The 13,607-nt window shown below is 43.1% G+C and carries 13 protein-coding genes and 1 pseudogene; 3 read left to right on the top strand and 11 right to left on the bottom strand.

Annotation, left to right across the window (positions count from 1 at the left end; all coding sequences use genetic code 11):
- Positions 1-28: 28 nt before the first annotated feature.
- The 7 genes and pseudogenes from pylSc to DP73_RS12640 form a co-directional block, all read right to left on the bottom strand.
- Complete coding sequence (gene pylSc, locus DP73_RS23685) at positions 29-931, bottom strand: pyrrolysine--tRNA(Pyl) ligase large subunit (protein ID WP_205623388.1); 903 nt, start codon at positions 929-931, stop codon at positions 29-31.
- Positions 880-1,209, bottom strand: a complete 330-nt coding sequence (gene pylSn / locus DP73_RS12670) for a pyrrolysine--tRNA(Pyl) ligase small subunit (RefSeq protein WP_034599976.1) — start codon at positions 1,207-1,209, stop codon at positions 880-882. Before pylSn ends, pylSc begins: the two co-directional genes overlap by 52 nt.
- A gap of 3 nt (positions 1,210-1,212) precedes the next feature.
- Complete coding sequence (gene pylD / locus DP73_RS12665; RefSeq protein ID WP_034599975.1) at positions 1,213-2,028, bottom strand: 3-methylornithyl-N6-L-lysine dehydrogenase PylD; 816 nt, start codon at positions 2,026-2,028, stop codon at positions 1,213-1,215.
- An 18-nt stretch (positions 2,029-2,046) separates the two neighbouring features.
- Positions 2,047-3,192, bottom strand: coding sequence for a 3-methylornithine--L-lysine ligase PylC (pylC, locus tag DP73_RS12660; RefSeq protein WP_052090649.1), 1,146 nt, complete (start codon positions 3,190-3,192; stop codon positions 2,047-2,049).
- A gap of 12 nt (positions 3,193-3,204) precedes the next feature.
- Positions 3,205-4,293, bottom strand: a complete 1,089-nt coding sequence (pylB, locus tag DP73_RS12655) for a methylornithine synthase PylB (protein WP_034599972.1) — start codon at positions 4,291-4,293, stop codon at positions 3,205-3,207.
- Positions 4,294-4,637: 344 nt separating this feature from the next.
- Positions 4,638-6,002, bottom strand: a pseudogene (locus tag DP73_RS23940) (monomethylamine:corrinoid methyltransferase).
- Positions 6,003-6,032: 30 nt separating this feature from the next.
- On the bottom strand, positions 6,033-6,692 hold the full coding sequence (locus DP73_RS12640; protein ID WP_034599966.1) for a corrinoid protein: 660 nt from the start codon (positions 6,690-6,692) through the stop codon (positions 6,033-6,035).
- 579 nt (positions 6,693-7,271) lie between these two features.
- Here DP73_RS12640 and DP73_RS12635 point away from each other — a divergent pair.
- Positions 7,272-8,648, top strand: a complete 1,377-nt coding sequence (locus DP73_RS12635) for a uroporphyrinogen decarboxylase family protein (RefSeq protein WP_034599965.1) — start codon at positions 7,272-7,274, stop codon at positions 8,646-8,648.
- A 43-nt stretch (positions 8,649-8,691) separates the two neighbouring features.
- Positions 8,692-9,609 carry a GTP-binding protein gene (locus DP73_RS12630; RefSeq protein ID WP_034599963.1) on the top strand — a complete coding sequence of 306 codons (918 nt, stop codon included), beginning with the start codon at positions 8,692-8,694 and terminating at the stop codon, positions 9,607-9,609.
- Positions 9,610-9,691: 82 nt separating this feature from the next.
- Here DP73_RS12630 and DP73_RS12625 read toward each other — a convergent pair whose 3' ends face one another.
- The 4 genes from DP73_RS12625 to DP73_RS12610 form a co-directional block, all read right to left on the bottom strand.
- The gene (locus DP73_RS12625; protein WP_034599962.1) at positions 9,692-10,024 is read right to left on the bottom strand and encodes a TfoX/Sxy family protein; all 333 of its coding nucleotides are present in this window, start codon (positions 10,022-10,024) and stop codon (positions 9,692-9,694) included.
- A gap of 181 nt (positions 10,025-10,205) precedes the next feature.
- Entirely contained in the window at positions 10,206-10,724 is a 519-nt protein-coding gene (locus DP73_RS12620) for a helix-turn-helix transcriptional regulator (RefSeq protein WP_034599961.1), read from the bottom strand.
- 14 nt (positions 10,725-10,738) lie between these two features.
- On the bottom strand, positions 10,739-11,566 hold the full coding sequence (locus DP73_RS12615) for a sialate O-acetylesterase (protein WP_034599959.1): 828 nt from the start codon (positions 11,564-11,566) through the stop codon (positions 10,739-10,741).
- Between the two features lie 319 nt (positions 11,567-11,885).
- The gene (locus tag DP73_RS12610; RefSeq protein WP_034599958.1) at positions 11,886-12,323 is read right to left on the bottom strand and encodes a hypothetical protein; all 438 of its coding nucleotides are present in this window, start codon (positions 12,321-12,323) and stop codon (positions 11,886-11,888) included.
- Between the two features lie 392 nt (positions 12,324-12,715).
- Here DP73_RS12610 and DP73_RS12605 point away from each other — a divergent pair, with 392 nt between their 5' ends.
- On the top strand, positions 12,716-13,264 hold the full coding sequence (locus DP73_RS12605; protein WP_034599957.1) for a flavodoxin family protein: 549 nt from the start codon (positions 12,716-12,718) through the stop codon (positions 13,262-13,264).
- Positions 13,265-13,607: the final 343 nt, after the last annotated feature.

Genomic DNA, 13,607 nt, shown 5'->3' with positions numbered 1-13,607 from the left:
CTACCTCTCCTTCAATTGAAACACAAAATCACTGTATTTTTAAACATACACCATCCAGAAAAACATTGCTTTTCGAATAACGATGAATGCCACTCTGCTTTTCTCTGTGCATCAATAATCGTTCCAAACCAAATCCGATGCCGACCCAGGAACACGTGATTCTCCATTTGTCATCCAGCGGATGAGGCCCCATAGAAGTAGATGCCAGCTCCAATCCGTCTCTGCTTACCACATCAAGCCCAACGCCATAAACCACCGAGTCCTCTTCTTGGAAAGCATAGTCGTCGATTCGGGCTGCCTTTAACACCAAGTCTGCAAATTGTTTCAGTTGGTGGATTCTGTTTTCCTGCGGTGTTCCCCACTCAACCAGATTGAGCATGGTGAATTCTTTCAAATGAGAGTTGCCTTCCGATTCCTTGCGGAAACAAGAGCCGATTTCAAAAATACGAAGGGGCAGCTTTTGGCTGGTCAATATCTTTCTGGAAACTTCATAAAGATTCGGTGCAAGCATTGGGCGCAGGCAGGTCTTGGGATCCAGCCAGAACACCTGCTCGTGCAGAGGGTTGTTCTTATCGATGGTCATTTTCTCAAGGGCCCTCGACGAGATTATGATAGGGGTTGTAACTTGGGTAAACCCTTTTTCGCACAGGGCATCCGCCAATTCCTGCTGCAAGCGGCAGAGTGCCGGTTTACGGCTCTGTTCCAACAGGTAGTTTAAATCGGCCTTGTTTTTTACCACCGCCTGTTTTTCCACGATTTTATAGGTCTGTTCTCTTTCCGTTACCGTTTCAAACATCCGAAATACTGTTTCCTTTTTGACGCCCAACTCCGTCAATCGGTTTTTTTGTGTTTCCGTAAATTCTATACTCATACCGTCACCTATCTTCTGGTATCCGTAAATACCGTCTGGGAATATTTCGTCAGTTTCCATTCCGGGATCTTGCACTTTTTACAGGGATTTTTACACCAACGATTGCGCAGCCATCTTGCGCTCCGGCTATTTTTCGAATCCCACACGACAAAGGATTCTCCACAGTGTGTCGTCACCACCATGGTTTTACCTCTGTTTTCTATTGATTTCACGCCGTGAAGCGTTCCGGACCGGGAGGGCCATAGTTTGACCTTATTGATCAAGAGGAATAGCCTCTGATTTTTGAAGATATACCTTACGACTTTTTGTTTTTTAGCTTCCTTTATCTTTTGGTTCATATCTTAATCCTCTAACTGTTTCATACAATCAAAATACATGGTTATGATCCCCAGCTCCAATGGATTATGGATTACCATGGCCTTTTCTCTAGCTGCAGCCGTCGCTCCGCAGGGCATACCTGGTGCCGCTATAATTGTTTTTTCGGTCACGTCTTCTTCCGTAATAAAATCCCTCGTCGTACCGGCATCGATGATATAGCTAAACTGCCGGATCGGAGCCGGCGAAGAAACCCATGCGGAATGATCTAACGTTGCTGCCAAGCAAGCCGCTTTGTTATTGTCCAAATCGCAGATCACCGGTATCGCCTGTTGTTCTGCGATGTAATGGGCCGCCGCTTCTCCCACGGGGCCGGCTCCGATTATCAGCACGGGTTCCTGCAGAGGATTTATCCCCTTTTTCCTCATAGCCTCGATGATAGCCGCAGCAAAGGCCCTTCCCGTAGCCCAGCCATTGTCGGATTGCACGGCACTCCCAATCCCCAAGGCCGCGCACACGCAATCGTCGGCAAGAAATGCGATTCCGCATTTTGACAGATAGGCTTGTTGGAGACCGGCAACGTCCGTTTTCTCAGTAATCAAGGTTTCCACCCGGTGATGACGAAGAATGGCTCCCACCGCTTGGGAGAATCCGGCGATAATGCCCAGTCCGCTGGTAACGGAAATGACTGCGGTCTTGATTCTCTTGGTATTTTCCCTTAACCCGACGGCTTTTTGAGCAATTTCCTCCATGGTACAGCCTGTTTGTCTGATAAAGAGATTTTCATAATTCTGAAGTTGTGTTTCAATTAAATCGATATCAGATTCCAGCAGTCTTGTCATACCTCCGAACTCCTCTCATCATTCAATATACTCCCAGTCCTCGATTCCCAACTCTTTCTTCAATTGCTGAATAAACTCAAGAAATGTTTCCTGGGCTTGCTGTTCGGTTTCCCCAGTGACGATTATAATTCCTTTCCAGTCCCTGCTGCCTTCTTCATAGTCGGTGATGGCCTCTGTGCATCCAAAGAGTCTTTTGCGAATCTTCAAATGGCGGCAAGAGCCAATGATATGTTCTCCTGTGACTTTGATTATTCCGTCACAAACCTGTATCTGCTGGTACATACAAACCTGTTTTGCCGGAAGAATCCGGATGCTCTCGGCCTTTCCTAAAGCCAGCTCGGTCATCATTTCCACCATATTCATCCCCGTTGAATGATATACGCTGATGGGGGTCTGGCTTGGCAGCCTTGCATCGATCTCTAGTATTTTCAGTTTCCCTGCCTGGCTGATCACTTCAATATCGAAAATCCCCTTAATTTTCAGGATTTCCGCCAGCTTTTCACCAATCTCCAGCATCTGCTGCTTTTCCTGCGCATCCAGATTGGCAGGGGCAACGATTCGTTTGCAGTCATATTCCTCGTCTACTATAACTTCTGTTATCTGAGGAAAATAAAAACGTTTACCGTCCCCGATCACTTCCAGAGAATAAGAGGCTCCCTCCACATATTCCTGAATGACAGTATGACTGTTTTTATGGGTTTCCAGGTATTCTTCTACCTCGCGACGACAATAAGCCTTCTTAACATGCTTACTGCCACTTTCCCCGTCCGGCTTCAAAATAACAGGGAATGCACAATCCGGATATATTGCAGGTATCGGCAGTCGGTTTTTCTGAAAAAGTTCGAGGGAGCGATGTTTGGAACGGGAAATATTATGGGCATTCACATCAAACATGATTTTAGTGCCCGTTTTCCTTCCGTACTCCTCCACTTTGGCAAGGACTTCATGATCCTCTATTGCCGGCAGCACTGCATCCGCCTTCAAAAACAGCGGGAGCATCTCTTCTTCCTCAAAGACGTCCCCTTTGATAAATTCGTCAGCCAGATCCCTGCCGGGAGCATCCCCGTTATGATCCAAAGCCGTAACATGATACCCGGCTTTTTTCGCCAGATATATCCCCTCAACTCCTTGCAATTTAGCACCGATGACCAGTATCTTTATCATGGAATCCCCACCTTAACCGCGAATAAAATCCCCTGCACATTTTCTGGCAACAGGCTTATCACTAATTCTTCTATCTGCAACCCAACGGCTATACTCCTGGGCCGTGGCATTCTCTAAATTACATTTCCTCAATGTATTCTGAATCTCCTCCACCGTACGTAAGCCCTCATCAATGTCATTTTTACAGCTTGCAACCCCCGCGAACCCCTTCCTAGGCGGAATGATGGAGGTCACGACGTTTGCCCCAGCCATCAGCCGCTTTTCAAGGCCGCCCAACCCCTCTATATCCAAGGATGCCGGGATCAATACATCGGGGAATAGCAGCCTCATAACCGCGATATTCATCAGTTCTTTTTGATATCCCTGATTCCCCACACCTTCAAAGGGTGCTCCCTCTTGCGGGACAAAGGTCATAGTCCTTATTTGTCTTGCTCCCAGTTTTTTCATCTCTCTAAACGAATGAACCCTGTCTTCTAAAGTATCTCCGATTCCGGTCAGCAAGCCTTCCTCAATGAGCATCCCCAGATCTCTGGCATATTGTTTGGCAATCATCCGCTTTTCGTAACTTTGCCCTTGCCGCAGCTGGTCAAACAAGGGTAGTTGATGTGTCTCCTGATACAAGGCATACCAATCGGCACCCGCCCCCTCGATCAGCTCTAAACCCTGCCCATCCAACACTCCTGGGGATACCATGATGGACAGACCGGTTTTGTCTTTTACGGCTTTGACAATTGAGGCCAGTCTCTCCGGATGTTCCGTATAAAACCTATCGTCTCCCGTCGTCAAATCAATCAAATGCACTCCAGACTTCTTCAATTCCACGGCTATGTCAACCACTTCCGGCAATGTTTTGCGATACCGTAGTGAATGGGAGTTTTCCTTTCTGAAATAACAAAAGGTGCAGCTATTCTGACAGTAGGTTGAAAAATAGACGAAACCATAGAGAAAGACTTTATTTCCGAATACAGCTTGCCGGACCTTTCTTGCGGTCGCAAAAATCCGTTCCCTTTCACTTTCATCCGTCCGGTTCAATAGGTAGACAATTTCCTCGGTCGATATTTGATTTCCTCGCTGACATTTTTTGAGTATGGTTTCAAGCATTCCGTAAGCCTCCTACTTAGCTATGTCATAGAACTTCGCTCCCACCTGTTCCTTTCAAAAAAAAATATAGGAATCTGCAAGTGCTAAACATACTCCAACGAGACATACCAGAATGTTTAGACCTTTCAGACACCTATATACCGGAATCTATTATGGCGAAGAGTCCCGGAGTCGCACCCGGCTGTACGGATTTAGAGTCCGTAAGATCACTACGATCCACCCTCCATATAGTCATCTGCCAACAGTCCGCAGATCGAACTTACGAACCACCCTGAGTCAATAAGCGTAAAACCCACAGACTGCCGACAGATTAATACAGTAATAGTATTTATGCCTGATTGAAATTAGTCATTCCAATATGTCAGGCCTAAATCAGTCATAATTTTAACAGCTTCATCGTAAACCTGGATATATTCCTCCGTCGGAACCAGTGCCTTTACATCATAGCATTCCTGGAAGGTTTTCCCTGCAGGCGCCGTTTTATAATCCTTTTCATATAAGGAAACTAGTTTGTCCAACAGAATGTTTACTTCATGAAGATCCATTCCCGCAACTGCATGGGCTACTTCACCCATGAAACGTGCTTCCATGGCTGTAAAGAGGTCGGTGACAACACCTTTTCCGGAAGCGACACCGGACAAGATCTCTCGTCCGCTGACTGTATCCGTAATAGCCTGAGCTGCCGTCTCCAGTAAGCACATGACTGTGCAGGGACCTGCTAAAGTGTAATACTGATTTCCCAAGATCAGATGGGTATTTTCTTCAATGGCACGAGCTGCGTGGCCAGCAACGGCAAGAGCCTCTCTCGTCGTTGTTATGCCCCAGCGCACGTGCACCGGCCCATCCAGATGCCAGGTGGCCTGTAACATTACAAATGAGTTTAAAGTTGTAGCGACATCAACGATAGTGGTCTCTTCCAGGCCACCTGCGTATCCGCCGAAGATAGGCATCTGTTCTACCATTACGTTTACACCAGCTGTAGCGTAATGTGCTCCTACAACCAACGCACCTACGTCGATTTTGAGCTCATTCAGCTGAGAAACCTCATGGGAATCAGATGGCCTCATGCCGCCTTCAAAGTCTGCAGATATGACCCCTGCGGCACTTAATGATGTCTCATTCCCCTATGTTCCCATGCCTTTGCGTCCGGCTCTGAGCTGTGCTTCGCGCACTTGTAAAGCTTCTGAACGCACAGCCATTATCTCCCACGGAGAACCGGGCGACGGGTCCTTACCCATGACAGTCTGCAGCACACCGTCAACCATCGCATCGATGATCCGTTCTTGGGCATATGATTGGTGGATTGCCAGGAACAGTTCCTCGGAACAGGGAGAACCCGTTGGGCCACCCTGAATAACGGGAGCTTTGGGTGAATTATAACTCCTTGGCACCACATTTATTGCCTCTTTACCTTCACCGTAGGTAAAATGGTCCGGTGCTGATTTAATAGCATGCAGCACCTCATCCTTTGTGTACTTAATTACCCGTCCGGTATCCATGCAGTAAACGCCGCACTCAACCAACATCTCCAAACCTGCATTAAACAGCTTGTCGATAAGTTCTTTGTCCTCCGGAATAATTGTTTTTTTGTCCATTTTTATTCCGTATTTATCTTTTAATTTTCGGGCGGTTTGGGGTATTAATTTGAAATCCCAATCTTTTTCGTTCATTTTGGGTCCGGTCTTGGCCCGATCATATACGTCAAACACAGTAACGTTTTTCCCTATTGCCTTCACTAATTATGCACCTCTTTTCTTTGCAATCAACTCTTTGGCCATTGCTGCCACCTCTGAAGCCGTATCGGTGTAACCGTCTGCTCCGATTTCACTACACCACTTTGCAGATACGGGAGCGCCTCCGAACATGACGATGTATTTATCACGAATTCCGTCTTCCTTGAGAGAATTGACAATTTCCTTCATCGACGCCATGGTTGTCGTCATAAGGGCAGAACCGCAGATAAGATCCACGCCGTATTCTTCAGCCTTTTTGATTACTAAAGGAACCGGCACATCACGCCCAAGGTCAAAAACTTCAAAGTTATTTGCCGCAAACATTGTACTTACTATGTTCTTGCCAATATCGTGAATATCGCCCTGCACTGTGTGAATAAGAACTTTACCACTGGAAGCATTGTTTTTCTCCTCAGCTGACAGTGCACTCGTCAAGATATTGACTGCGGTTTCGAATGCCTCGGAAGCCATCATCAAATCAGGTACAAAAGCCTCGCCTACATCGAACAAGTCACCCATAACCGCCATGCCTTTCGAGAGGCCCAAGCTGATACACTCCAACGGATCAAGGCCTGCTGCAATTGCCTCATTAGCTGCTTCTTCTGCTAAATCGGTATCCATTTCCACAATCGATTTTTTGAGTTTAGCATAAATCTCTTCGCTCAAGTGTGTTTCTCCTCCTTTGGTTGAACTTTCTTTTGCCTCGAATACTAACTCATTACAAATAAGCAACGCTATGATTGATTTGACACAAGATTGTTTTACTGCGAGCAATACTCCTAAAAGCTATAATTGACAACAAAAAAAGGAGTCCTGGTATTTTGCGACTCCATTGTCTGCTTAGCACTGCGTCTCGTCCGTCTCATGTGCCAAATCTATATGCAAATTATAAGATACCGTTCCTCACCTTCAAAGATACAATTTTAGAATTTTTTCGGGATACAATTCCTAAGGGTCTTTGTCTCTACGCTTAAACAATGCAGCTGTTCACTTAGTTAATAAAGAATACCCTTTAGACAATTTCATCGTCGAAGAAATTGTATCCTGAAAATCCTTTCAAATTGTAGCTTCACAATTTTTTGACCATGATTTATACTTCTTTAAAATCAACAAGAAACTCATCACAGCAAAGACAAAGACGCTCTACCAGCTTACCGGAAGCGTCTCTTTGTATACATTGTCCCTGCATTTGAGGCGGGGTTCGGTGGATGAATGTTCATGTCAAAACGTTAGGGGGATAAAAAAATGGGTAAAGAATTGCTAATGAAGGTGTTGAATCACGAGGTTACTAACGGACAGCTTCCCTGGATTCCTTTCGCAGGTGTCCATGCAGGAAAACTAAAAGGTTATTCAGGAAAAGAAGTCTTAACTGATTCCGCCAAATTAATCGAAAGTCTGCGGGAAGTATATAAGCTTTATCAACCGGACGGTATGCCAATTACCTTTGACTTGCAACTAGAAGCCGAAATTCTTGGTTGTGAGCTTATGTGGGCTGATTACAACCCCCCCTCTGTTGTGTCTCATCTGTTCGACAAAGAAAAAGGGATTCCCTGCAAATGCAAATTCCCGACACCGGAATCTGGAAGAATACCTGTTGTTTTGGAAGCAATGCGCGTAATGAAAGAAGAAATTGGCGATAAAACCGCGCTTTATGGGTTGATCTGCGGACCATTGACACTCGCCTCCCATCTGCGCGGAAGCGATTTTTTTAAAGATATGAGAAAAGATCCTGATTACGTGGTACAGCTCACGTCCTTTTGTGCCGAGTATGCCCAGAAAATGGCCGACATATATATTGCTGCGGGCATGGATGTGATCGCTGTCGTTGATCCATTGGTCAGCCAGATTTCTCCGAAGACATTTGCCAATCTGCTCCACGAGCCCTTCAAAGCTGTCTTTGACTATATCCGGCTGAAAGGCGTAAAGTCTTCCTTTTTTGTCTGCGGCAATGCTTCTTATCAAATCAAAGTGATGTGTGATACCTATCCGGATTCCATTGCGGTGGACGAAAACGTAGATATGGTTGCCGCCAAAGGGATTACGGATCAGTATAACATTGCGCTGAGTGGTAACATTCCGCTGACAACCACCATGCTTTTTGGTACCCAACAGGATAATATTAAGGGCGTTCTGGACTTGATGGACAGCCTCGACAACAAACACAACCTTATCATCAGTCCCGGCTGTGATATGCCCTATGATGTCCCTTTAGAAAACACAGTTGCCTGTGCTTTAGCAGTCCATCATCCTGATGAGGCCCGTGCCATGGTTGTCGACTATTCCGCAAGCGGCTTTGACCAGATTGAAATCGAGATTCCCAATTACTCAGGCATGGATAAAGTCTATATCGAACTGTTTACCCTGGATCCGGAACAATGTGCCGCCTGCACCTATATGGTGAAAAGTGTCACCGATATCTATGATGAGATTAAAGATATGGCTGACTACGTTGTTTATAAGTACTTTATCAAAGAGGACATTGCCAGAACCGCTAAAATGGGATTGAAAAATCTGCCCACGATGTGCATTGACGGGGAAAGTGTGTACATTTCCATCATTCCCGACCGTGACGAATTGATCAGCGAGATCACCAAACGCTACAATGCAAAGCACAACAAATGAGGATGTACCGATTCAATCTCAGAGATGGAAAGAATGATGCTTTATGACACAACTGATCCTGCTTACTGGCTTTCTGGGTACGGGAAAAACTACGCTTATGGAGCGCTTGCTTCATTATTATAAGGATAGCCCTGTGGGGGTTATCGTCAACGAATTCGGCGAAATCAATATCGATGCCCGTTTGCTGGAAAACGACGGGATTATTATGCGTGAGTTATCCAACGGCTCAATATTCTGTTCCTGCATCAAAGAGAACTTCATCAAGGCTCTTATAGATATGTCGTCCCAAAACTTTGAATATCTATTTATCGAAGCATCCGGGCTGGCTGATCCCGGTAACATGCAGCAGATTCTGCAGACTATCACCCCATACACTGTTCATCCCTACCACTATTCAGGTTCTATATGTGTTTTAGACGGCGAATCTTTTCTCGAATTGAACAACATTCTTCCGGCAGTAGGGAACCAGTTGACCCAGGCGGGGGTTGTTCTTGTTAACAAAGAAGATCTGATTATTCCCGCGGTTAAGGCCGAAATCCAGGCTGAAGTACGGAATGCCAATATCCAGGCCCCTGTATATTTTGCCAGTTACTGCAATATCGATATCAATACATTAGTCATGAATTTGCAGCCCTCAAAATCCGCGGGCCAAGACAGCACCAATACACCGGAAAACAGGCCGCAGACCTATATCATCAAGGTTCTGCCTTCGGTTACAATGAAAGAACTTCAGAGTTTTCTGGAGTTCGTTGCGCCCTATACTTATCGTATAAAAGGTTTTGTAACTGTGGGAGATAGCAATTATTCTGTAAGCTGTGTTCGCTCTCATATGATGATCATGCCATGGTCCAGTGATATTCCAGCTTCCGAAATAGTACTTATTTCCGCTGTTGGGATAGGCTTGACCGGAGCCATAGCTGACGGGATAAACATGAATGCACCCAAATCAATAAAGATATGATGAAATATCATCGCCTACTATATATGAAATATAGCACGCAGGAAAAATCGGGTGGGATCCAACTAAAAATGGCTATGGCCCTTCATTCAATTACCCTTTGCTTTTTCTTTCTTGGTTTAGGAACAGAGATGAAGGGCAACAGCAAGGATATGATTTCTTTGCTAAACTTCCTGTTATCAATATCCAATATATAATGCTCCTTTGCGCCGTCATAAGGAAAGCCTTTTTGTGCTTCTTTCATTTTATCCCTGATACAATCAAGAATTTTTACATAAACTGTATTATCACAAACCAGAAGAATGGGTTTCTCTTCCACATAGACCATATACTCGCCAAACATTTTTCTATATCTGATTGTACCTGCTCCCGAGATCTGTTCACAAACATACTCTATACAATCTGAACTGGTAGCCATGCCACACCTCCTGGCTTTATTTCATCTGTCTCTGCTCTTACCTTTAATAATTATCAGCATTCCTGATCTAGCGCTCAAAGATCCTCTAATGCGCAGCAACCCTCACCCTATTCTTCTTGAAGGCCAGTTTAGCTTATTATAATCTCTTACCCTTGAGCTATTTTACATGTAGGTTGAAAAATTACAGACAATCCCCATCCTTTAAGAGCGAAGCAAACCATTCCAAATTTACCAAATGATGCGAAACAGAGTTCTCTAACATCTTTCTAAAATATATTGGGAGTTGATGTTCGCCTTCCAAAGCATCCTTTAATAAACCAATTTTTGCTTCAGTCTGCTCAATTTGTATTTTAATAATCTTGATCATATTATCGCTTTTGTATTCCTTAGCAAATAAAAGCGCCGCATAAAAGGACAGGTTAACATACTCCGTTTTTGTACCGTACTGGTACATCAACTTTTCAAACTCGGCTTTCCCAATTTCCGTGATAACATAATGATGACTTTCCCGACTTTGTTCCGATTGGATAACCTGCTTTATTAAATTTTTTTCTTCTAGCTGCTGAAGATTATAGTAAAATGAACCCTTCGTAAATTTCACAATATATTTGTAGTGTCTTTCTTCCATTTGTGCCAGGAGTTCGTATCCATTAGATCCTGGATTTTGAATTAATAGTCCTAAAATAAGCAATGGAATCATAACCTATTGCCTCACTATTCGTTGATAAGTTTTTGATAAGAAATTTTTCCAAGTGCAAATTCCATTTGTTTCATAAACATCAATTCATTTGGTGTATGGATTCTAGCAATAAGTCTATCCCAAAGCTCAACTTCATGGCTTAGTGGTGCCAAAACATGAGTTTTTTTATCAAAGGCTTCAAAGTAACGCAGACCAAAATATCTTTGAGATAATGAATTCACATGAATACCATCTGGATTCGCTGTCAACCCCTGAGCAGACACAAAATAACAATGTGCTTGCTCAAAAGCAAATTGTTGTAAGCAATCGTTTATACGATCATACTCGACACAGTACTGCCCAAATCCTGTTTTTCCTAAAAAGTCTCCTAAGCCGCCAATAATAAAGGGTATCTCTGGAACATTAAGGATATCTCTAAGGGTTTGTACGATTATCGATAACTTGTCATTATACACTTTGTATTTGCCATCTGAACTATCACTTTCTCCTTGATGCCACAAAATACCTGTCAAGGTGCTATGCTTCATAGCAAATTTGGCTTCGCTGACGGCATGCTGAAAAAGCTCGCCATCAACAGACCAGTCATCTAGAGAGCTTCCACCTTCTGCACAAGGTATTAGTCCAAGCGTATCTTTCGGATACTTTAAACACCATGCACCTGCAAATGAAGCCGCCAAACTTACACCCGACACAGGACGATCATAGTTCACAGGTTCAATCATCATTTGCCATCTGCCATTGCGCAACATTTGTATACGTTCGTTTATAATTGGGGGCACATCATTCAAAAAGCCTCTGCCGGCCATATTAGATTGCCCTATCATCAAAAAAGATTTAATCATTATGCACTCCATTACAAGCAATTACTCTAAATCAGTAACTAATTACTTATACTTTAGATGTATAGTCTAATTAGACTACCATAATGATTATAGTCTAATTAGACTATATGTCAACCACCAAATGTAACCACTTGCATTATTTGGATCATGAGTGCTCCAAAAACCCTGAGCCTCATTTTGCCACTCAAGTTTAATAAACATTTTGTTCTTACTAAATATGATAAGCTTACCTTAATTGTAATAATTTGTTTTTCCTTTCGAAAAATGAAAGGGGTTGGTTAGGGGGGAATTTCATTTTTCATTCATTGGTATTAGATTTTTATTGCACTTTTTCCGCTAGAGCTTTTATACGCTCCAGAGCTCTAGGAAACCTGATATTAAACGTTTCTTCTTGTTCTTGTGGAACATCGGTTTTAACTACTAATGTAGTAACTCCATTTTTTTCGGTAAGAGAATAACTCTCTGTCCCACCAGTCCACTCTTTTTCGCGTTCCAGCTGTCCACTTTCTTTTGTGTCTGCACTATGCCTGAATAATACAAACTCATTTGGATTAAGTTTCACTATTAGACTTGTCACACCGTAACCACCTACAGATGATATAAACTGGATTTCATTTCCTTCTTTCATTACTCCCTTCATATATGTACCTTCATCAATAGTATTTGCCCAGTCACGGAATGTTATATCTTCCCATAGAGTTGTCCAGACTTTTTCTTTAGGGGTATTTATTTTGATTGAGAATTGAATTTCTTTCATGTTTTCCTCCTATATCAAGATGTTTTCGGCGTATAGCCAAATACCTATCTTTTAACTCTTGAACCGCTTCAAGTGATGCTTAATTTGCTCTAAAACCTTAAAACCTAGTTTTAATAGACTTTTTTTATATTCATCAATTGTGTCAAAGATTGAGTACTTATTTGCTTGTGCAGACAAAAAAGATGCCGCATAAGCCTGGTGGGGCTATTAATGTCTTATTTTCTTAGAGGGGGTTATATTAATCAAATTTGGAAATACAAAATATTACTATAGTATATAAAAGGGTACTATGCTACAAATAAGTGCATACTTGCTAGTTTTCGTATTAGTAATTATTATTATACTAATATAAAATACATTTCCTATAAATAGAAATAATTTTGGAGGTATATATGGAGAAAAATATACTTATTCTAACAGGAAGCCCCAGAAATGGCGGCAATACAGATAAGTTGGCAAATGCGTTCATTACCGGTGCCCAGCAGGCAGGACACATGACAGTAAAATTTACAACTGCAGATAAACACATCAAGGGATGTATAGATTGTCAGACTTGTTTCAGCAGGGACAGCGCTTGCTCTATCCCGGATGACTTTGCAAAACTGGCTCCACTGCTGGAACAAGCTGATATGGTTGTTTTCGCAACGCCAATGTATTGGTTCACGTTTCCTGCACAATTGAAGGCTGCTATTGACAAGTTCTATTCATTTTTAATAGGCAAAAGGCCCTGGAAGGTGAAAGAATGCGCTCTTCTGGTGTGTGGTGGCGGGACAGATTTAAAAACTTATGACGGTTTTGTCAAATCCTATAAGACGATGGCTGATTTCCTGAACTGGAAGGACAGCGGCGTAATTATCGTACCTGGACTTCACGATAAAGACGAGATTCTTAAAACCGATGGACTGAAGAGAGCCGAAACATTTGGGAAAAGCATATTATGAACAAAAAAATATGATCTATCATCATCTTTTTTTCGCAAGTGCTACCTGAAAATTACTACAAATGAATATCGCCTGAGGTCTTGATTATCAAGGCCTCAGGCACGTTCAATAAGGCATACCGCTTCCACGTGTGTTTTGGCAAGTTATAGTGATACTGAAACGCGTAAATATGGGTTTTGCGTAAAGGTTAGCCCCCCTTAGACAAGGGGGGCTAACCTTTACGCAATTATTATACACTCTATGTCCCCTGTCACCCCAAAAGAGCTATAACGCTATTTCCTTTATTACCCTACCTGGAGCGGTTATTTGCCTCACTTTAGTCTTATTAATAATCGTAATCGCA

Origin of the sequence: Desulfosporosinus sp. HMP52 (assembly GCF_000765145.1) — a bacterium.
Lineage (GTDB): Bacteria > Bacillota > Desulfitobacteriia > Desulfitobacteriales > Desulfitobacteriaceae > Desulfosporosinus.
Note: the sequence above shows the minus strand (reverse complement) of the source record. Positions and strands in the feature narration are given on the sequence as shown.